The organism is Pseudomonas machongensis, assembly GCF_034961125.1.
GTDB lineage: Bacteria > Pseudomonadota > Gammaproteobacteria > Pseudomonadales > Pseudomonadaceae > Aquipseudomonas > Aquipseudomonas machongensis.
This window is the reverse complement of the sequence record NZ_JAYFUI010000180.1, coordinates 54,807-80,761: the sequence shown is the minus strand read 5'-3', so window position 1 is coordinate 80,761 and position 25,955 is coordinate 54,807. Positions and strand designations below refer to the sequence as shown.

Below are 25,955 nucleotides of genomic sequence, written 5' to 3'. Positions count from 1 at the left end.
GACGTGGCTGAGCAAGTGTTATGCCAGATTTGGCCGAGCGGGCTTGAGGAGGTGGTAGGAGCGGGCTTGCCCGCGAACACGGGCGTAGCCCGTGCCAGGTAGCGCGGTGTATTTTTCGCGGGCAAGCCCGCTCCCACAGTGATTTGGGCTGGCTTCTAGATTTTGAGCAAGACAGTTGCTCACAAAAGCCCGCACCGGTGTCAGACGCAGCCCCGAATGATCAGGCGTAGTAATCGACCGCACTGTCGCCGATCACCACCTGCTGCTCCACCGGCCGCGAAGCATCGGCCAGCTCACCGTCCTCGCCCGCCTCCCCGGCGCGACGCGCAGCGACACCAGACAGATTCGATCCACCCTGCTGGGCCTGCTGCTGTTGCTGACGCGACTGGTCGGCGACGTTGACGTCAGGCTGGGCCAGCCCCTGCTGGGCGAACAGCTCGCGCAGTCGGTACAGCTGGCTGTCCAGCGCATCGCGCACGCCGGCGTGACCACTGATGAAGGTCACCTGGGTGGCCTGGTCCGACGCGACATTGACGCGAATGTCCAAACGGCCGAGCTCGGCAGGCTCGAGCTGGATGTCGGCCGACTTGAGGTTCTGGCTCGACAGGTACATGACGCGGTTGACCAACCCTTCGGTCCAGGCCCCCTGATTCATCGCCAGGGGCTGGTGCAGCGGATTGGTCGGCGGTACGGCATGGGCAGTCTTGGCGGTGACGGCCTGGGTCAGGTTGGCCAGGCGATTGGCGAAGTCGTCCACGCGGGTGTCGCTGTCGGCATGCTTGACGTCCTTCAGACCATTGGACAACAGCTCGGAGAAGCCTTTTTCGCCAGGCTGTGATTGTCCGCGCTCGGATTCACCCTCAGGCTTGACCGCCAGGTTCGCCAAGGTATTGACGTTGGCCTGGGCACTGTCGTCCTGGGCCTGGGTCTTGTCACCCTGGCCAGAGGCGTGCGTCGAGGTGGTGCCTTTGGCCTGGGCGCTCTGCTCGAGCGCCAGGCGCAAGGTCGGCATGTTCGCCAGGGCGTCGGCCTCGGGATCGAAGTCGCTGTCGGCCTGCTCGGCGACTGGCGGCGCCAGCTCTTCAGGGACCGGTTGCGCAGCAGTCTGCTGGATCGCGGCCTGCAGCACCGGGGCGACGGCTTCGGCCTGGGCCTGGAGCAATTGCGCCCCCGCCTGGGCGTCGGTCACCTGCCCTGCCACCAGGCTGGCGTCCAGGGAGCTCGAGTCGCTTGCCTGATTGGCGTCGCTGGAGGCCTGCTGGGTACTGTCACCAGCCTGTTGAGTGCTGTCGCTACCCTGGTTGTTCTTGTCAGCGGCCAATGCGGCCTTGTTGCTGTTGGCTGGCAAGTTCTTGCCATTACCGGCAACCGGCGAAGATCGGTCGTTGCCGCCCTTGCCGCCGGCATTGAAGTCAGGCTTGTCCTTGGGCGCCGGCACAGAGGCCTTGTCGTTGCGCACCGGCATCTTGTCGCTCTGCTGTCGGGCCATCAGCTGGTCGAAGCCGCTGCCCTGATTGCCCGGTGCTTGCGGGGTTTTGTCCGCCGCAGGACTGGTCGCCCGCGAGGTCGCGTTGGCGAGGCCGGCTTGCAACAAGGGATTGGATGCGACAGGCATTGAAACTCTCCACGCCAGTGAACCGAAATAGAATCTGGGTGAAGACAGGCAAAACTCGCGCCAGCTTTACCGTCAGCCTGCAGAAACCCGCTCGCGCTCGCTACGGTAGAAGCGCTGGACCTCGACGAACTCCTGGTCGATCCGATTGATCAGGTCCTCGATGCCATACAAAGGCTGTTGCCGCACACGCTCCTCGAGCTGCTGGCACAGACTGGCCAGGCCAACTGCGCCCATGTTGCTGCTGCTGCCCTTGAAGCTGTGGGCGGCCATCCCCAACTCGCTGGCGTCCTTGGCCTCGTGCAACTGACTGAGACGGCGCTCGGAGTCTTCCAGGAAGGTTTCCAGCAACTGCAGATAGCCATCTTCCATGACCTCCTGCAGGTCGCTAAGGACCTTTTGATCGATATGCTCGTGTGTCACTTGCTCACTCCTTGATCAAGCTTGATTATGCCTCAATCGCCGAGGCCGCTCACCAACCGAACTCCACCCGCGCCCGCCGCCCCTGGTCGAGCCATTGAGCCTTGACGCCCAAGCGCTGTACCAACTGTAGCCCACGCCCACTGAAACCTTTTTCCGACGCAGGGCGCGCCAAGACTTTCTCGATATCAAAACCCGTGCCACTGTCGCTGATCTCAACTGTCAGACGACCACCTGCCGCCATGGGTTCCACCCTCAGTGCGATCTGCACGAAGCCCTCGGACAACGCGGCCAGGCGCCGACCGCGTTCGCGGTAGTACTCGGCAAATCCCTCGGCATCCTGCTTGAGCCGTGAGTCCAGGCCCAACACCCCGTGCTCCAGCGCATTGGAATACAGCTCACCCAGCACACTGTGCAACACCCCGCTGCTGGGACGCAGACCATGGATTTCCTGGAGGAACTGCAACAGATAAGGTACCGGGTTGAAGCGCTTCAGGCTGTCGGCATGCAGCACCAGCGACAACGACCAATCCAGCGGACTGGAGCGACCGCTGTCGGAATACACCGGCGCCACAGGTGCCAGGCCACCAGGTTCGGCCATGCGGATATCGCACAGGCTGATGTCGTCTCGCGGCACACCGCCAAAACGCTCCAGCGCCTGCATCACTTCATCGAACAGTCGCCCAGGATCGCGGTTGGCCGCCAACACCTCACGCAAGCGCTCCACACCAAACAATCGATCCGTCGCATCGCTGGTATCGACCACGCCATCGGACAGCAGGAACAATCGCTCCCCCGCTGCCAGCGGCAGTATGTCGGTGCGGTCGTCGAACTGCTCGGGCGCCAGGATGCCCAGCGGCAAGTGCCGGGATTGCAGCACCGACAGCACCTCGCCGGCGGCCGACAAACGATAGCCATCGGGCATGCCACCGTTCCACACCTCGACCGTGCCACGCTCGAAACTCAGGTTCAGCAACAGCGCGCAACAGAACATGTCCACCGGCAGGATGCGCTTGAGCTTGGCGTTCATCTCGCGCAGCGTCTCGACCAAACCATAGCCCTTGGCGGTCATGCCATAGAACACCTCGGCCAGGGGCATTGCCCCCACGGCCGCCGGCAGGCCGTGACCGGTGAAATCACCCAGCAGCACATGCATGTCGCCCGAAGGCGCGAACGCCGCCAGCAGCAGATCGCCGTTGAACAATGCGTAGGGCGACTGCAGGTAGCGGATGTTGCTGCTTCTCAAGCAACCGGAATGGGCGACCTTGTCGAACACCGCTTTGGCTACGCGCTGCTCGTTGAGCAGGTGATGGTGATGCCGGGCCAGTTCGTCGCGCTGCTCCAGTACCGTGGCCTGCAGCCGACGCAGGCGATCCATGGCGCCGATCTTGGCAGCCAGAATCACTGCGCTATACGGCTTGGCCATGAAATCGTCGCCGCCGGCTTCCAAGCAACGCACCAGCCCCTGCTCCTCGTTCATCGAGGTGAGGAAGATGATCGGTATCAGCGCTTCACCGGCCATGGCCTTGATCCGTCGCGCCGCCTCGAATCCATCCATCACCGGCATCAAGGCGTCGAGCAGCACCAGGTCCGGCCTCTGTTCGGCGAACAGCGCAACGGCCTGCTCGCCGTTTTCGGCAGTGACCACCTCGTGTCCCTGGCGCCGCACGATCTGCGCGAGCAGCAAGCGGTCCGCGGCACCGTCCTCGGCGATCAGCACCCTCAATCCCTGTTCGGCGGGCATGAACGGCCTCAGCTGACGTCGAACAATTTTTCGAAGTTGGAAATGGCGAGGATCTTGCGCACATCAGAACTGGTATTGATCACTTTGATATCCGAGTGGTCACCACCGGCGTGATCGCGCAACAGCAGCAGCATGCCCAGTGCGGAGCTGTCCAGGTACGTCGCATCCTTGAGATCCACCACGACCGAGTCCGGGGCCGGATGCTGGCGCTCGTAGGCGTCACGAAATTCCTGATGCTTGCCGAAATCGAAACGGCCCTTGACCTTGATCGTCAGCTGCTTTTCGTCCGGTGAAAAATCAGTTTCGACTGCCATGCGTGCGATTCCTTCGATGATGGCTACGACTCAGGAAGGTTTAGCAGCAGCCCGGCTGGGCCGCAAGCGCAGCGGCTTTGAGCGGTGTCAGCCTGGAAAATGATTCTGCCTGGGCAAGCGCTGTGACAGCTCGTCGAGCAGCTTCTGCTCACGCTTGTCTTCGGCCCGGCGGGCTTCGTCCAGGTAACGCTGCACCAGCTTGCGCAGACCCTCGACCCGGGCGTAGGCCTGTTGCCAGGCGTCGCGGGCATTCTTGAGGTTGTTCTGGTGCCAGGTCAGGCTCTGGCGCTGCTGGGTCATGGCCGTTTCCAACTGACCCAGAAAGCGCTGGTAGTTGACCAACCAACTGCCGCCAACGCCCTGGCTGCCGCGGTTGATCCACTGCAACTGGTAGTCCTCGCGAAAACGCTCAAGCTCGGCGAGCTTGGCCTGCGCCTGAGCCACCAGTTGCTGGAAGTGACCCATGCGCTGGACAGCCTTGCGCTCGGCCTCCTCGGCCATCTCCACCACCGGCGACAGGCGCGCGGCACGACTGGGCAGGGCCATGGCCTATCAGCCGCCCGCCGGCGGGGCGAACACCGCGCCCAGCTGCTCGCCGCTCTCGGCCATGCCGACACTCTCGTCCAGCCCCTGGCGCAAGAACGCCACCAGCTTGGACTGCAAGGCAATGGCCAGGTCGGTTTCCGGATCGCCACCGGCCACGTAGGCACCCACGCTGATCAGGTCGCGACTCTGCGACAGGCGCGACCATAGTTGCTTGAACTTCTGCGCCTGGCGCAGATGGTCGGCATCCACCACCTGCGGCATCACCCGGCTGATCGAAGCCTCGATGTCGATCGCCGGATAATGCCCTTCCTCGGCCAGGCGCCGGGACAGCACGAAGTGTCCGTCCAGCACCCCACGTGCCGAATCGGCGATCGGGTCCTGCTGGTCATCCCCCTCGGAAAGCACGGTATAGAACGCAGTGATCGAACCACCCCCCGCCTCACCATTACCCGCGCGCTCGACCAACTTGGGCAACTTGGCGAAGACCGACGGCGGATAGCCACGGGTGGCGGGCGGCTCGCCGATGGCCAGGGCGATTTCCCGCTGCGCCTGGGCAAAACGGGTCAACGAATCCATCAACAACAGGACATTCTTGCCCTTGTCGCGGAAATACTCGGCGATGCGCGTGCAATACATGGCTGCGCGCAGGCGCATCAGCGGTGCATCGTCGGCCGGCGAAGCGACCACCACCGAGCGCTTGAGCCCTTCCTCGCCAAGGATGTGCTCGATGAACTCCTTCACCTCGCGGCCCCGCTCGCCGATCAGGCCGACCACGATGATGTCGGCCTTGGTGAAGCGGGTCATCATGCCCAGCAGCACCGACTTACCGACACCCGTACCGGCGAACAGACCCAGGCGCTGGCCGCGACCGACAGTGAGCAGGCCGTTGATACTGCGGATGCCCACATCCAGCGGCTGACTGATCGGATCACGATTGAGCGGGTTGATCACCGGGCCATCCAGCGGCACCCAGTCCTCGGCCTTCATCCCGCCCTTGCCATCGAGGGCACGGCCGGCGCCATCGAGCACCCGTCCAAGCATGCTCATGCCCATGGGCAGGCGGCCGCTGTCGTCCAGCGGCACAACCCGCGCACCGGGGGCGATACCGGCGATACTGCCGACCGGCATGAGAAAGACCTTGCTGCCCGCAAAGCCCATCACTTCGGCCTCGACCTGCACCGGGTGGTAGCTGTCGTCGTTGATCACCATGCAGCGGCTGCCCACAGCGCCGCGCAAGCCCTCAGCTTCTAGGGTGAGGCCGACCATGCGCAGCAGACGGCCCTCGACCACCGGCTGCTCCGGCAGATTCACCGCCTCGGCATAGCCGGCCAGGCGCTTGGCGAAACTGGTGCGTTCAAGGCGCATCGGGGCTGTCCAGGTCGACCGACAGATCCGGCGCGGCAGGATGCAGTGACTGGTCGTGGGTCTGCTCGAACAACTGCGCCACGGCCTTCTCCATGCGGGTTTCCATGGTGGCATCGATGCGGCTGTGGGCCGTCTCGATGCGGCAACCGCCTGGCAGCAGCGACTCGTCTTCAAGCAGCTTCCAGCTTTCCTCGTGGCGTTCGCGCAGGGCCTTGGCCAGCTCGAAATCCTGCGGATTGAGGTGGATGCGGATATTGTCTGCGCCCATCGGCAGCAGTTTCAGCGCCTCGCGCAACACATGAGTGATCTGGCTGGAATCGCTGGCCAACTCGCGACCGATCACCTGACGGGCGACATGGGCGACCAGGTGCACGAGGGACTTCTCGATCTGGGTATCCTGCTCGGCGATGGGCTCGAGCAGGTTGGCCATCAATTGCTCCAGGCTCGCCAGCTTGGCCGTCAATGCCTCTTCGGCCTCTTGGCGCACCTTGAGCTGCGTGCTGTGGAAACCCTCGCGCTCGCCGGTGGCGAAGCCTTCGTTGTAGGCCTCCTGGCGAATCGCTTCGAGCTCTTCGAGGGTCAGCGGCTGGACTTCCTCCAGCGGCACTTCCTCGACTTCCTCGACCACCTCGGGCTCAGGTTCAGGTTCAGGCTCGGGCTCCGGATCGAAGCTGGGCAATGCCCATATATCGACACCCTCGAGGTCGCGGGCGCGGATCAGGTCGCTGGGATGTTCTTTGGTGGACATGCTGTCATGTTCTCGAAACCATGTTCAGCCAACGCGATCCCTGTGGGAGCGGGCTTGCCCGCGAAAGCGTCAGCAGGAGCAACGCGTGGCCTGACCTGGCGCCTTCGCGGGCAAACCCGCTCCCACAGGGTCAGCGCCAGTCAGAACGGTGCGCGAAATCGCTTAGATCATTTCCTCGGCACCCTTGCCACCGAGCACGATCTCGCCGGCCTCGGCCATGCGTCGAGCGATGGTGAGGATTTCCTTCTGCGCCGTTTCCACATCGCTGACCCGCACCGGCCCCTTGGCCTCCAGGTCGTCGCGCAGCAGTTCCGAAGCACGCTTGGACATGTTCTTGAAGATCTTGTCCTTGACCTTCTCGTCCGCGCCCTTGAGCGAGACCACCAGCACGTCCGAGGACACCTCGCGCAGCAGCGCCTGGATACCACGGTCGTCGACGTCGGCCAGGTTGTTGAAGACGAACATCAGGTCTTCGATCTGCTCGGACAGGTCGCTGTCGATATCGCGGATCGCATCCATCAGCTGGCCTTCCACGGAGCTATCGAGGAAGTTCATGATGTCGGCAGCGCGCTTGATGCCGCCCAGGGTGGTGCGCGCAGCATTGGAGTTGCCCGAGAACTGCTTCTCGAGGATCTGGTTGAGCTCCTTGAGTGCCGCCGGCTGCACGGTGTTCAACGAGGAGACGCGCAGGACGATGTCCAGGCGCACCTTGTGGTCGAAATTGCTCAGCACTTCACCGGCCTGGTCGGGGTCGAGGTAGGCGACCACGATGGCCTGGATCTGCGGGTGCTCGTAGCGGATGACATCGGCCACGGCACGCGGCTCCATCCACTTCAGGCTGTCCAGGCCGCTGGTGTTGCCACCGAGCAGGATGCGGTCGATCAGGCCGTTGGCCTTGTCCTCGCCGAGCGCCTGGTTGAGCATCTTGCGGATATAGCCGTCGGAGCCGACACCCAGGCTGGTCTGGTCCCCGACGATCTCGACGAACTCGCTCATCACCTGCTCGACCTGCTCGCGGTGCACGTTGCCCATCTGCGCCATGGCGACGCCAACCCGCTGCACTTCCTTGGGCCCCATGTGCCGCAGGACCTGGGCTGCATCGGTCTCGCCCAGGGACAGCAGGAGAATCGCCGCCTTGTCGACGCGGCTCAGCTTGGCGGTAACGGCTCGGTTGTCACTCATCGGCGTTGATCCACTCTTTCACGACCTGGGCGACACGGCCCGGGTCTTCGGCCACCAGGCCCTTGATTGCGTTCAGTTGCGCCTCATAGCCTTCGCTCGGGCTTGGCAACAGGATACTGCTCGGCCCGCCAAGGCTGACGCGGTCGTTGCCCAGTTCGCCGTCCAGGCCGATCATGCCGCCCAGTTCCATGTCGCTGTCGGTGGCCGCGCTCTTGCCGCCACCGGTGATGTTGTTGAGCACAGGGCGCAGCACGCCGAACACCAGCACCAGGATGAACACCACGCCCAGCACTTGCTTGATGATGTCCCAGAACCAGGGCTGCGAGTAGAACGGGATGTCGGCCAGCACTTCGCCACGGTCGGCGGAGAACGGCACGTTCATCACGGTCACGCTGTCGCCGCGGCTGGCATCGAAGCCGACCGCATCCTGCACCAGGCGAGTGAAGCGCGACAGGTCCTCGGCGCCCCAGGGCGCGCGGGTGGTCTCGCCGTTGGCATCGACCTTGACCTGATCGTCCACCACCACGGCCACCGACAGGCGGGTCAGGCGACCTTGCTGCTGGCGGGTATGGCTGATGGAGCGGTCCAGCTCGAAGTTCTTGGTGCTCTGCTGGCGCTTGTCGGACGGATACGGTGCAAGCATCGGCTGGCCGGTGGCCGGGTCCATGATCTGCTGGCCGTTGGCATCGACCAGCGGCTGGCCGGGGGCGATGGCACCGGCCGGGGTACCGGTACCGGCAGCGTTCTCAGGTGCAGCAGCACCGGCTGGCGGCTGGTTGCTCAGCGCGCCGGGAACACCCTGCGGGCCCTGGCTGCTGGCACGCTGTTCGTTGACCGACTGCTCGCTGCGCAGCGCCGGCTGGTCAGGGTTGAACTGCTCGGAGGTGGATTCGACGGCGTTGAAGTCGACGTCGGCGGACACCTCGGCCTTGTAGCGGTCGTTGCCCAGCACCGGCTGCAGGATGTTGTGCACACGCTGGGTGAGCAGGCCTTCCATGCGGCGGGTGTAGTCGAACTGCTTGCCGGCCATGGTCAGCGAGGTGTCCTGCAACTGATCGGAGAGCAGATTGCCCTTCTGGTCGACTACGGTGACCTGCGACTTGTCCAGCTCCGGCACGCTGGTGGCGACCAGGTTGACGATGGCCATCACCTGACCGGCTTCCAGGTTGCGGCCCGGGAACATTTCGACCAGTACCGAAGCGCTCGGGCGGCGCTCGTCACGCACGAACACCGAGCTTTTCGGAATGGCCAGGTGCACGCGAGCAGCCTTGATGTTGTTCAGGCTGGAGATGGTACGCGCCAATTCGCCTTCCAGGCCGCGACGGTAACGGGTCGCCTCCATGAACTGGCTGGTGCCCAGGCCCTGGTCCTTGTCGAGGATCTCGAAACCGATGTTGCCATCGCTTGGCGCCACGCCGGCGGCGGCCAGTTTCATGCGGGCACGGGAGAGGTCATCGGCCTTGACCAGCAGCGCGCCGGAATTGGGTTCGACGGTGTAGGGAATATCAGCGGCGGCCAGGGTTTCCATGACCTGCTTGGTGTCCATGCCGGCCAGGCTGCCATACAGCGGACGGTAGTCCGGCTGCTGCGACCAGAGCACCACGGCAAAGCCGATGGCCACGCTGGCAGCCAGCCCGACCAGCAGGCCGACCTGACGCAGCATGGGCATCTGCGAGATGTTTTCCAGAAACGCCATGCCGAACAGCGGCGGCTTGGCCACGGGCGTGCCACTCTTGGCGGGGGCGTTATCGACGACTGCTTCGGCCATGACTCAATTCGTCCTCAAACCGGCATCTGCATGATGTCCTGGTACGCCTGGACCAGTTTGTTGCGCACTTGGGTCAGGGCCTGGAACGACACGCTGGCCTTCTGCGAGGCGATCATCACGTCGGTGAGGTCGACACCGCTCTTGCCGATCTCGAAGGCGTTGGCCAACTGGCTCGATGCCTGCTGGGTATCGCTGACCTTGTTGATGGCCTGGCCGAGCATGTCGGCAAAGCTGCTCTGGCCCGGGGCGAGCTCAGGCGCAGCGGCGACCTTGGGCAGCGACATGGCATCGGCCTGCATCGCGCGCATGTCCAACATCAGACGATTGAATTCAACACCTTGGCTCATGAACTTCTCTCTCCGGCGGCCGCATTTTTTTGACACTGATGCAGCGGGTAAAACGGTTAAAGCAACAAAGGTGCCAGCCTTCGCAAAGTCGCTCCGCAAAGGCACTTACCCGTACAGGCTGGCCTCGACATCCATCCCCGCATCGCGCATCTGCGCCAGCTTGTAGCGCAGCGTACGCGGGCTGATGCCCAGCCGTTCGGCAGCCTCCTTGCGACGCCCACGTTCGGCGCGCAAGGTATCGATGATCATCTGGAATTCATGACGACGCATATCGTCGCCCAGGCCACTGGACTCAGAAGCCGATTCGAGCGATGATGGCTCAGTGATATCACTGCTTAGTGGTGACAAGGGAATGGCGCCCGCCAGACAGAAATCCGCCGCCTCGATCACCCCACCCTGCTGCAGGATCAGCGCTCGCTGCAGCGCGTTGTCCAGCTCGCGCACGTTGCCAGGCCATGCGTGCGCCTGCAGGCATGCCCGCGCTTCGGCCGACAGGCGAACCGGCGCATGCTTCATCTTGCCGACATGCTTGGCCAGCAGGCGCTCGGCCAGCGGCAGGATATCGGCGCTGCGCTCGCGCAGTGGGCGCCAGGCCAGCGGGAAGACCGAAAGGCGGTAGTACAGGTCTTCACGGAAGCGCCCGGCAGCGACTTCGCCAGCCAGGTCACGGTTGGTGGTGGCCAGCACGCGAATGTCCAGGGTGATCGGCTTGCGCCCGCCGACCCGCTCGACCTCCCGCTCCTGCAGCACGCGCAGCAGCTTGGCCTGCAGGCCCAGTGGCATTTCGGAAATCTCGTCGAGCAACAAGGTGCCGCCATCGGCTTGCTCGAACTTGCCCGCCTGGGCCGCGATGGCACCGGTGAACGCGCCTTTTTCGTGACCGAACAGCGTCGCTTCGAGCATGTTGTCCGGAATCGCCGCACAGTTGATCGCCACGAACGGCTGCGCGGCGCGCGCCGAGCGCTGATGGATGTAACGCGCCAGGACTTCCTTGCCGGTACCCGACTCACCCGAGATCAACACCGTGGATTCGCTGCGCGCCACGCGGGCAGCCAGCTCGAGCAACTGCCGACTGGCCGGCTCACTGGCCACCGGCCCCTCCTCTTCGGCACCCAGGTGCCCCGCGGCATGACGATCGACCAGACTCAGCAACGCCTTGGGTTCGAACGGCTTGACCAGGTAGTCGGCAGCGCCCTGACGCATCGCCTCCACCGCACGCTCCACTGCAGCGTGCGCAGTCATCAGCAGCACGGGCAGTTGCGGGTGGTGACGACGCAGTTGCGCAAGCAGTTGATGGCCATCCATCCCCGGCATGTTCACATCACTGACCACCAACCCGAAGGCCTCTTCGGCCACGGCGTCCAGCGCCTCTTCTGCACTACCCACGGCGCGGTAGTCGAACCCGCCGATCTCCAGGGTATCGCCCAATGCCTGGCGCAAGGCACGATCGTCCTCGACCAACAAAACCTTGACCATCACTGCACCTCCGTCGATTGCCCGTCGATCAGCGGCAGCACCACCCGCACGCAAGTGCCACGCCCGACTTTCGAGCGCAGCTCAAGACTGCCCTGATGCGCCTTGACCACCGCCTTGACCACCGCCAGGCCGAGGCCGGTGCCGGTGGCCTTGGTAGTCAGGAACGGCTCGCCCAGGCGCGCCAGCAGCTGCGCGTCGATCCCGCTGCCAGCATCACTGACGCACAGGTGCAGGCTCTGCCCCCGACGCAAGAGGTGTACTTTCAGGCGCGCGGGCTCCGAGCTTGCCTGCAGCGCGTTCTCGATCAGATTGAGCAAGGCGCCAACCAGGGTGTCGCGATTGCACAGCAACTCGCCCAAGTGCGTATCGCACTGCCAGCGCACCGCATGCCCCTGCACATGGGACTGCGCAGCCTGTTGCAGCGCCTGGAACAATGCCTTTGGGGTCAGCCGGTCATTGAGCGGCAACTCGCCACGGGCGAACACCAGCATGTCGCGCACCTGATGCTCCAGCTCGTGCAGACGCTCCTTCAGACTGCCGGCGAAGCGCTGACGGGTTTCCAGAGCCAGGCCGCCCTGGTCGTCGGCCAGATGGCTGGCATAGAGCATGGCCGCCGACAGGGGCGTGCGACTCTGATGCGCCAGCGAGGCAACCATGCGCCCCAACGACGACAGACGCTCGTGACGCGCCAGTTGCCCCTGCAGGCGACGGGTTTCGGTCAGGTCGTTGAGCAGCACCAACTGACCGGGCTCGGCATCCAGCGAACGGGTGGCAATGGACAAGCGTCGACCGTCACGCAGCGACACCTCGTGGCCGTCATCCTCTCGCGGCGCGAAGCTGCGAGCGATGACCTGGCGCCAGAGTTCACCGACCAACGGCGCACCGAGCAACTCACAGGCGGCAGGGTTGGCTTCGCGCACATAGCCCTGGCCGTCGATGACGATCACCCCGCCAGGCAGCAGATCCAGCAAATGCTGCAGGCGGTTGGCCAGACGCTCCTTTTCACCCAGCTCGGCCATGCGCTGTGCGCTGACCACCTCCAGCTCGCCCTTGAGCTCGCTGACGCGGGCCTCGAGCATGTTGTACGACTCACTGAGCTGGGAGGAAACCTGGTTGAACAGGGCGAACGCCTGCTCAAGCCCCTGTCGACTTTCCTGTTCGACCGGGGTGCGTCCCTGCTGCTCAGGGGCTCGGGAGATGTGGGCGGCCTGGGGCATCGTGCTCTCTCGCATGGCTGACCGTCATAAAAACGGTACTTTGCCTGCGGTGTAGCAATAGCCGTGCCGGGGATGGGGTTTCTGAAAACACGCCAGCCCTTTGCAGGCGCAACGCGAGGTTGCGCCTGCAAAGGGCCGGGCTTCAGTCTTCGGCCTGGTCTTCGCCGCCCTGGCGACTCATGCCGTACTTGCGCATCTTCTCGACAAGCGTGGTTCGACGGATGCGCAGGCGCTCGGCGGCGCGGGCAACGATACCGTTGGCGTCGTCCAGAGCTTGCTGGATCAGCCCCTGCTCAAGGCTGCCGAGATAGTCCTTCAGGTCCAGGCCTTCCGGCGGCAGCATGGCGTGGCTGGAGAAGTTCGGCGCATGGCCGTTGATCGCCACGCGCTCTTCGAGATCGCTGCGCAAGCTGTCGACCAATTGCTCGTCTTCGTCATCGACGTAGCGGAATTTTTTCGGCAGCTCGGCAACGCCGATCACCCCGTACGGATGCATGATCGCCATACGCTCGACCAGGTTGGCCAGCTCACGGACGTTGCCCGGCCAGCCATGCCGGCACAGCGACATGATCGAGGCCGAGTTGAAACGGATGGAGCCGCGCTTCTCGTGCTCCATGCGCGAGATCAGCTCGTTCATCAGCAGCGGAATGTCCTCGACACGCTCGCGCAGCGGCGCCATTTCGATGGGGAAGACATTCAGGCGATAGTACAGGTCTTCGCGGAAGGTCCCCTCTTCGATCATGGTCTCGAGGTTTTTGTGGGTCGCCGCGATGATGCGCACGTCGATGCTCTGGGTCTTGTTGCTGCCAACCCGCTCGAAGGTACGCTCCTGCAGCACGCGCAGCAGCTTGACCTGCATCGGCAACGGCATGTCGCCGATCTCGTCGAGGAACAGGGTACCGCCGTTGGCCAGTTCGAAACGCCCCGCACGGCTGGTGATCGCCCCGGTGAAGGCGCCCTTCTCGTGTCCGAACAGCTCGCTTTCGAGCAGCTCGGCAGGGATCGCCCCGCAATTGACCGGCACGAAAGGCGCTTCACGGCGCTTGGAGTGATAGTGCAGGTTGCGCGCGACCACTTCCTTGCCCGTGCCGGACTCACCGAGGATCAGCACGCTGGCATCGGTGTCGGCCACCTGCTGCATCATCTGCCGCACATGCTGGATCGCACGGCTGGTGCCAACCAGGCTGCGGAACAGGTTGGGTTCGCGCTGACGACCGCGCTCGCGCGCCTGGTCGTACATCTCACGGTAGACCTGGGCACGGTGCAGCGAATCGAGCAACTGGCTATAGCTGGGCGGCATCTCCAGGTTGGACAGCACGCGCCGGCGCAGGTCTTCAGGGAACTCGGCAGAAGAAATTTCACCTAGAAGCAGAACTGGAAGGAACTCATCCCACGCAGCCACTGTCTTAAGCAGGCCCAGGACACTTGCCGGTGCATTCACAGCCCCGATCAGCACACACAGGACTTCCCTGCTCGAAGACAACGCCTCTACCGACTGCTGCCAGTCCGCACTGGAGCAGGAGAGGTTCTCTTCGCCGAGAAAATTCAGGACCACCGCCAGATCGCGGCGGCGTTCGCTGTCGTCATCGATCAGGAGGATCTTGGTTTCACGCCACATTCAATACTAACTTCCCTAGTCATATCGGCGCCCGCAGGCGTGCTCGACATCATTCCGACTGAAATGGTCAGTGTTCGGACGTCTGAAATTTCGAAAACAGCCACTAGTTAAGTCAAAAAACAGCACACAGTCAAATTAATGGCGCGCAGCTTCTTGCATTGCCCAGCGATCAGCTGAACAGATGGTATACCTTTGTCGCGTTTTTTGCCTGACGGATCTGCGTCATCTCGTCGACTATCGATTGACGTTCACCACTTGCAAATTCAATCAATTGCCGATACACCGCCAGCAATTCATCCAGACTGCTCCTGACCTGTGCATCGTTTTCCTGCGCTTCGGCCAGGATATCCTCAACGCACACGCGACATGCCAGGTCGAGCTTGCCCACCGCATCCCAGTCGCGCTCAGCGAACGCTGCCAGCAAGGCATCGCGGGTCTCTTCGATACGTGCAATCACTTCGCTCATGTGCGCCTCCTGGAATTACTCTGCCGGCACCTGTTCGCCGATGGCGTCCCAGCCTTCCTTGACCGTGATCAGCAGGCGCGCCACTTCGTCGATGATCGCCGGGTCACTGTGGACGTTGGCTTCGATCAGGCGACGGCTCATGTACTGGTACAGGTTGTCGAGGTCGGTCAGGCTGTCGGCGTGATTCTCCAGATCCAGCCCTTCGCGCAGGCCGCCAATGATGTCGATGGCCTTGCCGATCAGAATGCCCTTCTGGGCGACGTCCTTGCGCGCGATGGCGCCCTTGGCCTGGGCCATTCGGTCAAGACCGCCCTGCATCAGCATCTGCACCAGACGGTGCGGACTGGCTTCGGAAGTCTGCGCAGCACCGTTGACTTTCTGGTACTGCCGAAGGGCCAACATCGGGTTCATGGAACTACCTCATTGCAGCGAAAAGGTTGCGTATACCTGCTGTATCGCCAGCTCGTCAAAAAACTTTAGCCATGAAACACAAAGCCCGGGACACCTGCAAGGTGTCACCGGGCTTTTGTCGCCGCTTAGCGATCAGCCTTTCTTGGCCTGGGCATTCATCGCATCGAAGATCGAGACGATCTGCTCGCCCTGCTTCTTCATCAGGCCCAGGGCGGTGTCGAGCGCTGCGTACTTCTTGGTCAGCGAGGTGGTCAGCAGCTCGGTACGGCGGTCCAGCGCAGCCTGCTGGTCCTGCAGGTTCTTGGTCACCTTGTCGAGCGCCGACTTGCGCGAATCCAGCGAACCGCCGGTCTTGACGTAGGGATCGAGGGCCTTGGTCATCCGGTCGAAAACGCCACCGTCGGCCGTGAACAACCCCTGAATCTCCGAGCCAAGCTTCTTGTCGTTCAGTGCAGCGGTGAACTTGGTGCTGTTGAACTCAAGCGTGCCGTCTTTCTGGGTGTTGATACCCAGCTGGCTGAGGGTATTGAGCTGGGTGCCAGAACCGGCTTCGGCGACCACCTTGCCGATGTCGCTCAGCAACGAGCGCGTGGTCGGATCGTTGGTCAACGGGCCCAGGCTGGTCACGTTACCGGAAGAGTCCTTGGTCGGTGTCGTCAGGGCGGTAACAGCCTTGCGCAGGGTGTTGTAAGCATCGACAAACGACTGAACCGATTTCTTCAGGCCATCGTTATCGAGCGTCACACTCACCTTGACCCCGGTCGTGGCAGTGGGCGACGTGGTGCCGGTAAGTTCGAGGCTCAGGCCACTGACCGCGTTGTCGACGACGTTCTTGGAACTGGTCAGCTTCAAACCGTCGACGGAGAACTCGGCATCCTGTGCCAAGGCGTCGATAAAGCCGCCCCCCGCACCCACCATCTTCTGCGTGCCATCAATGGTAAGTTCGGGGATACCGCCAACGGAAATGTCACTGCCCTTGCCGGTCGTGGTAGAGCCGAACACCAGACGCGAACCGCCCGCCTCGTTGACGACGTTGGCGGTGATGCCTTCCTTGCCCAGTTCCTTGTTGATCTGGTCGCGCACGCTTTGCAGCGTGGAACCGGCAGCAACATTGACCTTGTAGGTCTTGCCGTTCTGGCTGATGGTCAGCTCACCTTCGCTGATCGCTGAGGTTCCCCCTCCGGCGAACTGCTGGCTGGCGACCTTGGAGCCAGTGGCCAGTTGGCTTACCCGGATATCGTAGGTACCGGCAACCGCACTGTTGGTGGTCTTGATCTTGACCACGCTTTCGTTGGCGGACGTACCGGCAAAGGCGTTGAAGGAAGGCGCATCCTTGTCGTTGAGCTTCTTCATGGCGTCCTGGAACGCCGTGAGAGCGCTACGCAGGGAGCCAATGCCCGAGAGGATCGCCGAGTTATTGCTCGACTGCCGAGCAATCTGGTTGGACTTGGCCGAAGTATCGGACTTCACCAAGGCATCGACGATCTTGCTGATCTCGAGGCCGTAGCCCACGCCTGTGCTAGGAGTAATTGCTGCCATGTCCTGCCCCTCTCTTCAACGCGCCCGCCTCGCTCCTGCAAGGCCGGCATGATTCGTAACGCGCAATGCTCGCCGCCGGTCAGACCTTGGCGTTGAACAGTACACTTTTGACATCGCGCAGGCTTTCGGCGATCCGCAGGGCCTCCTCGGAGGGAATCTGACGGATCAGCTCGCCGGTTTCGCTGGCGATGACCTTGACGACAATCTTGCCGGATTCTTCATCCGTGGAAAATTCAAGATTACGTCGGGTTTCTTTCAGGAATTGCTCGATCTGCGAGACGGCTTTCTTGACGTTGTCAGTGTCGTGCACCTTGACCGCGTCCTTCTTGCCACCCTCAGCGGATGCTTCCAACGGCCGCGAGACCGGCTTGTCGGCAACCTGCTCGGCCGAGCGTGCGGCCGGATAAGACAGGTTCAGCTTGACGCTCATGTCCATGTCCACCACCTCGTAATGAAAAGGCGGGGGAGCGCCGCAAGTGCACTCCCCCGCCAGCAGCTATCAGGCAGATTAGCCCAGCAGCTTCAGAACTGCCGACGGCAGCTGGTTGGCCTGAGCCAGAACCGAGGTCGAAGCTTGCTGCAGGGTCTGCTGCTTGGTCAGCTGGGCAGTTTCGGCAGCGAAGTCGGTGTCCTGTACACGGCCACGAGCAGCTTCGGCGTTCTCGTTGATGTTCTGCAGGTTGTTGATGGTGCTGGTCAGACGGTTCTGGGCGGCACCCAGGTCAGCACGGTTGGTGTTGATTGCCTGCAGGGCAGCGTCGATTGCGCTGATGGCGGCGGTGAAGGTCTGCTCGGCGGCGGTGCTGTTGGCACCGGTGATGCTCTTGCCAGCCAGGGCGGTCAGCGCAGCGCCAGTACCGGTGGTTTTCATCGCGGCGCTGAGCGTCACGGTGATCTGGTTGGCAGAGCCGGAGTTGGAGCCGACCTGGAAGGTCATGACGCCAGCGGTACCGTCCAGCAGGTTCTTGCCGTTCAGCTGGGTGGAGTCGGCGATACGGTCGATTTCCGACAGCATCGACTGGAACTCTTTGTCCAGAGCGTCACGGTCTTGCTGGCTGTTGGAGTCGTTTCGGGACTGGACGGCCAGTTCACGCATACGCTGCAGGATGTTGGTCTGCTCTTGCATCGCGCCTTCAGCGGTCTGGGCGATGGAGATACCGTCGTTGGCGTTCTTGATAGCCATGGTCTGACCGCGGATCTGCGAGGTCATGCGGGTAGCGATCTGCAGGCCAGCGGCGTCGTCTTTGGCGCTGTTGATTTTCAGGCCGGACGACAGACGGGTCATCGAGGTGCTCAGAGCGTCGGAAGCACGGCTCAGGTTTTTCTGAACGCCCAGAGAGGTGGTGTTGGTGTTAACGGTCAAAGCCATGACGAATTCCTCGTTGGATTGGGTACTGCGGCTTCCGGCCCTGGCGTTTGCCGGGTGTGTGGCCTAGAGAACCTTCGTAATGGTTATCGTCGTCGTGGCGGTTTGCTTTAGGGGGTTTTGCGATTTTTTTTAGTGGCACGCTGCCACCCCAATGAAATCAAGGGTTTGACGCCAGAAATACAGCGTCCGCCGAGGCCCGCAGAACTGCCATAGACAGCAGAAATGCAAAAGCGCCGAACGGTTACCCGTGCGGCGCTTTTGCAGATGCAACGACGATGCTCAATCAGTGCGTTCGATGATCGCCGAACCCCACGACAAGCCGACGCCAAAGCCACTGAGGGCAACACGCTTGTGGGTCGAACCCAGCACATGCTTCTCCAGCAGCAACGGAATGCTGGAGGAAACGGTGTTGCCGGTCTCGACCATGTCCTTGACGAATTTGCCCTTGTGCGCGCCCTCATCGAAGCGCGCCGACACCGCATCGACGATGGCCGCGCTGCCCTGATGCAGGCAATACAGGTCGATGTCGTCAGCCTTGAGCTGGCTGGCCTCGAGCAACTGGTTCAGGTGCGCCGGCACCTTGACCAGGGCGAAGTTGTAGACCTGACGACCGTTCATGAAGAACTTGCCATCGGTGGTGCGCAGGTGCTCGGCACCGGCACCGTCGCTACCGAACAGCGACTTGCCCAGTTGCCAGGCCGCGCCCTCGCCCATCCAGGTGGCGGTGGCGGCATCACCGAACAGCATGGTGGTATTGCGGTCTTCAGGGTCGACGATCTTCGAGTACGGATCGGCGGTGATCAGCAGGCCGTTCTTCAGGCCCGCAGCTTCCATGAAGCCCTTCATCGCGTACAGGCCGTAGACATAGCCCGAGCACCCGAGCGAAACGTCGAACGCCGCAACATGGGTCGCAAGCCCCAGCTTGTGCTGAACGATGGCTGCGGTGTGCGGCAGGCCCTCGGCGTCGCCATTCTGAGTGACGACGATCACCGCATCGATGCTGGCAGGGTCGAGCGAAGGATTGGCGGCGAACAGATTGCGCGCGGCCTCGACACACAGGTCGGAAGTTTCCTGCTCGCTGTCCTTGCGCGGCAAGAACGTGGAGCCGATCTTGCCGAAGATGAAATCCTGGTCCTTGCCGAATTTTGCGCCCTGGGCGTAGTTGTCTACCCCTTGAGTCGGCAGGTAACTGGCGATGCTTTTAATGCCAATCATGTGGCTTCCCGTTCAATAACAGCGAAGTAGCCCACGGCGTACGCAACGACGAAACGCCAGGAAACACGGGACGCCCCTGTTCCTGACCACGTTTATGGCTGCGCGACGGCGGCTCCTAGTTTGGACAATATACAGTGAAGATGCGCGAAGTGACTCTCAAGTCACGCGTTTTTTGTCGAATGGACACCGCAGCGTCACATCCTCACTGCGGGCCACCCCTCAATCGGGTAACCAGGCGCGGCGCCAGCTCTCCAGTCGCGTCCCTTCGAGCAGCCACTGCCCACGCACCGCCGCCTGCAACGCATCACCCAATGCCGCCGACGCGTCGCGGTCGGACAAGTGCAGACGGATCGCCTGCAGCCACTCGTCGGGCTGGTTGCCCGCACGCGACAGCGGCAAGGCATCGCCTGCGGCAAAGCCCGGCACTCGACTGCAGATCACCGGATGACCACAGGCCGCGTGCTGCAACACGCGCATGTCGCCAGAGCAGGCGTTTTCCATCGAGTCGGCCATGGGCACCAGAGCCAGATCCAGACTCAACGCGGCCAGGGCCTCGCCGAGATGCCCTGGCTCGACCGCTGCGTGCAACTCGCTGACGAACGGCTTCAAGCTACCGGGACACTCACCCAGCACCACCCACTCGACTTCACCCGACAAGGCCGGGACTACCTGTTCGAGCATCTCGTCGTCCTTGCCGGAGATCCAGCCAAGACGTGGCAGTTCTCCTGCGCGTCGCTCGCCCTTCAGGCGGCCCCAGCCGACCGGCAAGGCGCTCTCCAACACCCGGATATCGTGGTGCAGCCCCTGCAGCCGCTCGGCCAGCACGGGGGTCGACACCAGTACCCGGTCAGCGTGCATCAACGCCGCCTGCAGGCGCTGCAGCAGATCCTCGCTGGACTCGAACTGTGCAAGCGCGGGATAACTGTCGAGCACCACCACTTTCAGCGCTCGGGAGAATGCACTCAGCCGGCGCAGGGTCAGCAGCCCTGCATCATCCAGCGGTCGCTGCAGGATCACGCTGGTCGGGGCAAAACGCTCCAGCTCCACCGCAGACAACAGCCCGACGGTCGCGGCACCGTCGAGCAACGCGTTTTCGCACATCGCACCCAGCGGATGGATCAGACGCGACAGAGCCTGCTCATCCTGCTCGGCAATGCAAGCCAACACCCGCGGCACCTTGCCGAGCAGCGGTCGCCAGCTCAGGTCATTGCTTTGCAGCACGAAACCTTGCCCGGCACGCAGCGAGAAATTGCCGTTGTAGGCCGGGTCATGTGCCAGACGCGGCAACCAGCGTGCATACAACGCGTCGTGCTGCTCTTCGCTGGCCAGCACATCGCGTGGCGCATCCAGCAGCAAGCGCGCATGCGGCGTCCAGACATTCAGATAGCCGGCCTGATGCAGCTTCAGGCACAGGTCGACATCGGCCCAGGGCGCCAGCAACTCGCTGGCATCGAAGCCACCTGCCTCGTGGAACAGTTCGCGCCGCAGCATCAGGCACTCGCCACCGACAGCAGCGAAGTTCTGCTCCAGCGCCAGGCGCGCCATGTAGCCTGCAGACTGCGCAGGCAGACCGGCGAACGCCGCCCCCACCGAGCCGTCGACTCCCAGTAGCAGACCCGCCTGGCGTACCGTACCGTCACCCGCCAGCAACTTGCCGCCGACGGCACCGACTTCGGGGCGCTGGGCATGATTGAGCAGCGCCGGTAACCAGTTGCCATCGAGCACCGCGGCGCGGCCGTCGAGCCAGACCAGATAATCACCCCGCGCCTCCTGCGCAGCCGCGTTGCACAACGCAGCCCATGGCTGGCCTGGCATGTAGCGCAGCACCTGGAAGCGCCCATCGCCGATCTGCCCCACCATATCCAGCCATTCGAGCAGTGCCGGGTCTTCACTGCCCGCCTCGATCAGCAACACCTCGAACTGCTCATGGGCGGTGTGCGTCAGCAGGGTTTCCAGGCAGCGCTGGAAGTCGACCAGTTGCCCGCGCAACGGCACCATGATGCTCACGGACGCGACATGCGCATGGCCGTAGTCGATGCGATAACCGCCCGGCACGTCGTCAAGGGCCAAGACCTGCGCCCGTTCATAGCCGCGCAGGCGCAGGTGATGCTCGATGACCCTCTGTTCGTCGGCACAGGCCGCCAGCGGCCCGCCATTGCCGATCAACAGAGGCTCGGCGACATGCATGACACTGCCCAACCCGCGCTCAAGCAACAAACTCAACTGAAGGCCAAGTTCGAAGGCTCGCCCGCAGTCGCTGGCGAACCCTGCCGCCAGCGCCTCGCGCCGATAGATCCAGTGCCGCGACAGGCTGCCCGGCATGGCCAGCAGCAGGTCGAGGTTAAGGTCCGGACGAAGCGCCAGCTCGATTTCCCCTCCCTCGCGGCGCAGCCCTTCGTCGGCGTACACCGCCTGGCAGTCATCGGCCGCATCGAGCAAACGCACCGCCAGCGCCAGCAGCCCGCTGGCGACGAAGGTCTCGCCAGCCTCGACCAGCAGGCACCAGTCACTTGCGCTATCGCTCAGCACCGTGTTGATCATCGCCACCGGCTCACGTGGATCGCAGGCATGCCATTGCACACCGACACGCTGCGGGTCGCACTCACCCAGCACATGCACCTGCAACTGTCGATACAGGCCACGGTCAAGACTCTCCAGGGTATGCAGCAGTGCCTGGCGGTCACCATGATCACGCACCAGCACGGCAAGCTTGGGCGCCTGTGGCCCGGACAACGCCTGCTGCAGGCGCTGTACCTGGGCGGGCAGCGGATAGCGCTGCCGCAGCCAGTCGAGCATACCGTGCCGGTTGCCCGCGGCTTCACGCACGGCTGCGTCCTGGGTCTTGGCGATGAAGGTGTCCAGCTGCTGCCAGAACGATGCGGTACGTTGCACATAACGCTGCAGGCCATCGCCAACGGTGGCCCGGGCCTGTTCGAGGGCGTGCGGCTGGTCGGCCATGGCAAAGCCGACGCAACCGAAGAAGCTGTTCTCGAGCACCTGCTGATCCACGCCATGCCCCGGCATGAACAGCACAGGGCAACCACACAGCACCGCGATCACGCAGGTCATCGACCATTCGTAGGTGTACAGCACCTCGGCATGGCGCAGCACCTCGGCCAACTCCACCAGGCTCAGGGCATTGGCCACGCTGAGCAGGCGAATGCCTGCAGGCAACTGGTCGTAGTCGATCATCTCCAGCGGGTGGCGGTTCTGGTAGAGGTAGGCGCCCTCGCGAACACAATCGGCAGCGCCGGCGGCGAACAATTCGATGTCGATGGTGGGCAGGCACAGCAGGTCGACGTTGACATCGCCACGGGCCTCGGCAAGGCGTTCGGCGTAGTAGAAGATCAAGTCGGTCGCCGCCGCATTCATGCTCTTGCCGCTGATGAAGCTCTCGAAGTTGAGCATGTAGCGCGCCACCACCGGGCACTCCAGCGGGTTGCCGCTGACCACTTCGGGATAGACCGCGATCGGCACCTTGCCCTCGGCCAGGTGGCGGCGGGCGACGGCCGGGTCGAACAGCGGCGTCTTCAGGTCTGGATTGACCACATCGGTGCCGTAGATGTATGCCTCGCGGCCATTGAGGTTGAGCATGTGGCAGAGGTAGTGCATCGAAACGATACCGGAGGAGGTATCGCGGTAGGCAGGCGCCAGCAGGTAGTAGGGATGCCCCGGCTTGGTGAACATCAGGCGCAGGCGCGTCAGCGCCTGTTCGAGCGAAAGAGCATCCAGCTGCGCAGCGGTCGACATTGGGGGGCGAACTCCAGGATCAGGACAGGCCGCTGACCATCACGGTGGCGGCCTGTCAATAATTTGCCAGCGGGCATGAAAAAGCCGGGCTTAACCCGGCTTTTTAGCAATTAGCGCGCCAGTCACCCCAGCTGTGCCAGCCACTGCGGTGCACCCGCGGCGCTCTTACCGTCGAGCCGCGCACCCCCCTGGAACGCACCGGGCCATTGCTCGGCCAGCGCCTGCACAGCTTGCCCGGCAGGCACCACCAGCTCGTTGCCCATCAGCCTGGCACGCGGCGTCCACACCACCATCAGGCCGTTGCTGCGTACCGCCAGGCACAGGGCCAGGTCCGCCGCACCCGTTGTCGGCAGGCCACCGCACTGCTCGAAGGTCTCGCGGCCGATCATCAGGCAATCGCCGGATACCGCAGGGCAATCACGGGCCGACAGCGGCCAGCGCGCCGCGGCGCTGCGTGCCGCCGAGGCACCGGCCCACGGTGCATTGACCTGGCCGCCGTCGAGCAGCTCGTAGCCAGCATGCAGCAGGACCTCGCCGCGCCCCCACAAGCTGGCCCCGACGATCCCCACCTCAGGGCGCTGGGCCTCGTTGAGCAGCGACTCGATCCAGGCCGGAGTGATTACGTGGCAGCGCTCGGACAGCAGCACCAGGTAATCGCCACGCGCCTGCCCGGCGGCCAGCGCCAGCAGTTGCTCGCGCGAGGCATGCGCCTCACCGGCAATCAGCCGCACGCGTGTGCCAAAGGTCTGGGCAATCGCCGCCTGCCCTGCGCTGTCGTGCCCCGGCAAGGCCACCACCACTTCGAAGCGCGGATAACGGGTGCGCTGGAAGATCCCGGTCAGCGACACCTGCAGTTGCGCGGTATCGCCCTCGCCCGCCAGCAGGATGCTGACCAGCGGCGTGGCGGTATGACGGAAATCGATGGTCAGGCCTGCACTGCCCTGGTCGCTGATCTGGGCGCGGTAGCCCAGCTCGGTCAGGTGGCGGTTGAGGACCTTGGCCGCTTCGTCGGTCAATGCCTGCTCGGGCTGCTGACCGATGACCAGGTAGTCGTCCATGTGCGCGAGACAGCCGACACCCTGCTGCTGGACCAGACGCAGCAACAGGTCGTACTCCAGCGCATGACGATAGGACTCGCTGTAGCCCCCCAGATCGACCACGGCCTGGCGACGCACCAGCCAGTGCCGCGACATCAGGCCTGGTTGGCTGCGCAGCAGGTCCAGGTCACTGCCCGGACGGGTCACGTCAAGCAGACGGCCTTCGCTGTCGCGCTGCACCTCATCGGCAGCGATCGCCTGGCAGCCCGGCGCCTGGGCCAGCTCGACAGCCAGGCGCAACAGGCCACCGGCCAGCAGCACGTCGCCAGCATCGAGCAGCAGCAGCCACTCGCTGGAAAGCTGTTTCACCACCTGGTTCAGGTGGGTCGCCCAGTTGCCTTCGTTGACCTGAATGAAGTGCAGGGTATCGCGCGCGGTGGTGATGGCCGGGGGCTTGCCGCCCTTGAGCACCACCAGCTTGAAGTTGCGCAGGCCGCTGGCCAGCAGGCTGTCGAAGGTGGCCTGCAGCGCCTGGTCGTCGTTTTCCAGGTCCAGCACCACGAAGGCGATCTGCGCAGCCGGGTGGCGCGCCAGGAAGCGCTGCGCGCGAGCACGGTCGGCTTCAGCCGGGGTCGCGGCAGCAATGGCGGCCAACACCTTGCCGGACGGCGTCGTCTCGAGCAATGCGCGGGCATCAGGTGCCGGAACGCTGCCCAGGCGCGCCAGCCAGTCCTGCATTTCGCGAACATGGTGGGTGTCTTTGGCGCCGGTCAGCAGCGGCACCAGGCGCTGACATACGTCCTGGTTGAACAGGCCCAGGCCCAGCGCGTGCAGGTAGCGCTGCTGCAGGCTGTCGTTGGTGTCGTTCGGATGCACTTGCAGCAGGTCGTGCTGGCGCACCCAGGCGCCTTCGAGCGCATGCAGATGACGCTCTCCGGTCGGCCAGGCATGGCAGAGGAATTCGATTTCGCTCAGACGCTGGAACAGCTTGCCGTTGTAGTACGGCAGCTCGACATACTGGCGCGGCTCGAAGGTCTGTTCAGGGTCGTCGATCACGCTGGCCCAGTCGGAGCTGAACAGCAGCGGCGTCTCGCCCTGATCGTAGCTGCTGCGCACGAAGCGGTTGAGCACCACGAAACCTTCTTCGCCGGCACATACACCCACCGCTTCATCCCACTGGCGCAGGCTGCGCACGGTCTGGGTCAGGCGCTCTTCGCGGGCGGCTGCGCCCAGGTCGTTGCTCAGCAGTTCGCAGACCACATCGGTCTGCTCGAGGCTGCCGATCTCGCCTTGCAGCAGGATCGCGTAGCCCAGCGCCACACGCCAGCCCGCGGCGTCCAGCGCTTGCGGCAGGCCTGCCAGCGCGGTCTGCAGGGTAGCGACACGCAGCACCGCGCGCCAAGCCTGTTGCCCGCTGTAACCATAACGGCGCACGCGCGCCAGAGCGTCCTCTGCGGCCTCGGGCGCGGCGAATGCACCCAGCTTGTGGTAGCTGAGCTTGCAGTTGCCCGCCGCATAGGCCAGGGCATGCCCCTGTACACCCTTCAACTGGGGCTGTGCAGCCAGAGAGGCAGCAGCCTTGCCCAGCGCATCGGCGAGAACGAAGTCGGCATCCAGCGCCAGGCAAACGAAAGGCGTTTTCACCTGATCGAGCAGTTCGCCGAGTTGGCCTGCCGGCTCCAGCGCCAGGCACGCAACGCCCTGACCGGCGTAGTAGTGGAGTGCGCGGGCGCGGTGATCCGCCTGGTCATGCCCAAGCAGGACAACGGTCACGTCGGTGTGCGAGCCGGTTGCGGTATCGATCATAAGGC

The 25,955-nt window shown here is 63.6% G+C and carries 21 protein-coding genes; all 21 read right to left on the bottom strand.

The genetic code is table 11. The annotated features are described in order from the left end of the window. Window positions 1-220: 220 nt before the first annotated feature. The 21 genes from VA602_RS16345 to VA602_RS16245 all read right to left on the bottom strand — a co-directional run bounded on the left by VA602_RS16345 (window position 221) and on the right by VA602_RS16245 (window position 25,950). A complete protein-coding gene (locus VA602_RS16345; RefSeq protein ID WP_323453711.1) occupies window positions 221-1,615 on the bottom strand; it encodes a flagellar hook-length control protein FliK in 1,395 nt (464 codons plus the stop codon). A 72-nt stretch (window positions 1,616-1,687) separates the two neighbouring features. Continuing rightward, window positions 1,688-2,035 (bottom strand): Hpt domain-containing protein, encoded by a 348-nt coding sequence (locus tag VA602_RS16340; RefSeq protein WP_054891876.1) that lies wholly within the window; start codon window positions 2,033-2,035, stop codon window positions 1,688-1,690. Between the two features lie 49 nt (window positions 2,036-2,084). Next, window positions 2,085-3,776, bottom strand: coding sequence for a fused response regulator/phosphatase (locus tag VA602_RS16335; RefSeq protein ID WP_323453710.1), 1,692 nt, complete (start codon window positions 3,774-3,776; stop codon window positions 2,085-2,087). An 8-nt stretch (window positions 3,777-3,784) separates the two neighbouring features. Beyond that, a complete protein-coding gene (locus tag VA602_RS16330; RefSeq protein WP_054891878.1) occupies window positions 3,785-4,090 on the bottom strand; it encodes an STAS domain-containing protein in 306 nt (101 codons plus the stop codon). Between the two features lie 87 nt (window positions 4,091-4,177). Next, the gene (gene fliJ, locus VA602_RS16325) at window positions 4,178-4,636 is read right to left on the bottom strand and encodes a flagellar export protein FliJ (protein ID WP_054891879.1); all 459 of its coding nucleotides are present in this window, start codon (window positions 4,634-4,636) and stop codon (window positions 4,178-4,180) included. A 6-nt stretch (window positions 4,637-4,642) separates the two neighbouring features. After that, entirely contained in the window at window positions 4,643-6,001 is a 1,359-nt protein-coding gene (fliI, locus tag VA602_RS16320) for a flagellar protein export ATPase FliI (RefSeq protein ID WP_054891880.1), read from the bottom strand. Beyond that, entirely contained in the window at window positions 5,991-6,749 is a 759-nt protein-coding gene (gene fliH, locus VA602_RS16315; RefSeq protein WP_153774590.1) for a flagellar assembly protein FliH, read from the bottom strand. Before fliH ends, fliI begins: the two co-directional genes overlap by 11 nt. Before the next feature lie 162 nt (window positions 6,750-6,911). Beyond that, a complete protein-coding gene (gene fliG, locus VA602_RS16310; protein WP_054891882.1) occupies window positions 6,912-7,931 on the bottom strand; it encodes a flagellar motor switch protein FliG in 1,020 nt (339 codons plus the stop codon). After that, window positions 7,924-9,699: a flagellar basal-body MS-ring/collar protein FliF gene (gene fliF / locus VA602_RS16305; protein WP_323453709.1), complete on the bottom strand. Its 1,776-nt coding sequence runs from the start codon at window positions 9,697-9,699 to the stop codon at window positions 7,924-7,926. Before fliF ends, fliG begins: the two co-directional genes overlap by 8 nt. Window positions 9,700-9,713: 14 nt before the next feature. After that, complete coding sequence (gene fliE / locus VA602_RS16300; protein WP_054891884.1) at window positions 9,714-10,046, bottom strand: flagellar hook-basal body complex protein FliE; 333 nt, start codon at window positions 10,044-10,046, stop codon at window positions 9,714-9,716. A gap of 105 nt (window positions 10,047-10,151) precedes the next feature. After that, on the bottom strand, window positions 10,152-11,525 hold the full coding sequence (locus VA602_RS16295; RefSeq protein ID WP_323453708.1) for a sigma-54-dependent transcriptional regulator: 1,374 nt from the start codon (window positions 11,523-11,525) through the stop codon (window positions 10,152-10,154). After that, window positions 11,522-12,739, bottom strand: a complete 1,218-nt coding sequence (locus VA602_RS16290) for a sensor histidine kinase (protein WP_323453707.1) — start codon at window positions 12,737-12,739, stop codon at window positions 11,522-11,524. The genes VA602_RS16295 and VA602_RS16290 overlap by 4 nt, the downstream gene beginning before the upstream one ends. A gap of 142 nt (window positions 12,740-12,881) precedes the next feature. Then, window positions 12,882-14,357: a transcriptional regulator FleQ gene (gene fleQ, locus VA602_RS16285; RefSeq protein ID WP_054891886.1), complete on the bottom strand. Its 1,476-nt coding sequence runs from the start codon at window positions 14,355-14,357 to the stop codon at window positions 12,882-12,884. A gap of 169 nt (window positions 14,358-14,526) precedes the next feature. After that, the gene (fliT, locus tag VA602_RS16280) at window positions 14,527-14,823 is read right to left on the bottom strand and encodes a flagellar protein FliT (RefSeq protein WP_054891887.1); all 297 of its coding nucleotides are present in this window, start codon (window positions 14,821-14,823) and stop codon (window positions 14,527-14,529) included. A gap of 15 nt (window positions 14,824-14,838) precedes the next feature. After that, on the bottom strand, window positions 14,839-15,234 hold the full coding sequence (gene fliS / locus VA602_RS16275) for a flagellar export chaperone FliS (RefSeq protein ID WP_054891888.1): 396 nt from the start codon (window positions 15,232-15,234) through the stop codon (window positions 14,839-14,841). A gap of 132 nt (window positions 15,235-15,366) precedes the next feature. After that, window positions 15,367-16,773, bottom strand: coding sequence for a flagellar filament capping protein FliD (gene fliD, locus VA602_RS16270; protein WP_153774593.1), 1,407 nt, complete (start codon window positions 16,771-16,773; stop codon window positions 15,367-15,369). A gap of 79 nt (window positions 16,774-16,852) precedes the next feature. Continuing rightward, on the bottom strand, window positions 16,853-17,209 hold the full coding sequence (locus VA602_RS16265) for a flagellar protein FlaG (RefSeq protein WP_153774594.1): 357 nt from the start codon (window positions 17,207-17,209) through the stop codon (window positions 16,853-16,855). 72 nt (window positions 17,210-17,281) lie between these two features. Continuing rightward, the gene (locus tag VA602_RS16260) at window positions 17,282-18,142 is read right to left on the bottom strand and encodes a flagellin domain-containing protein (protein ID WP_054891891.1); all 861 of its coding nucleotides are present in this window, start codon (window positions 18,140-18,142) and stop codon (window positions 17,282-17,284) included. Between the two features lie 279 nt (window positions 18,143-18,421). After that, the gene (locus VA602_RS16255) at window positions 18,422-19,357 is read right to left on the bottom strand and encodes a ketoacyl-ACP synthase III (protein WP_054891892.1); all 936 of its coding nucleotides are present in this window, start codon (window positions 19,355-19,357) and stop codon (window positions 18,422-18,424) included. Window positions 19,358-19,576: 219 nt separating this feature from the next. Beyond that, window positions 19,577-23,107, bottom strand: a complete 3,531-nt coding sequence (locus tag VA602_RS16250; RefSeq protein WP_323453706.1) for a glycosyltransferase — start codon at window positions 23,105-23,107, stop codon at window positions 19,577-19,579. A 122-nt stretch (window positions 23,108-23,229) separates the two neighbouring features. Then, on the bottom strand, window positions 23,230-25,950 hold the full coding sequence (locus VA602_RS16245; RefSeq protein WP_323453705.1) for a glycosyltransferase family protein: 2,721 nt from the start codon (window positions 25,948-25,950) through the stop codon (window positions 23,230-23,232). Between the last annotated feature and the right edge of the window lie 5 nt (window positions 25,951-25,955).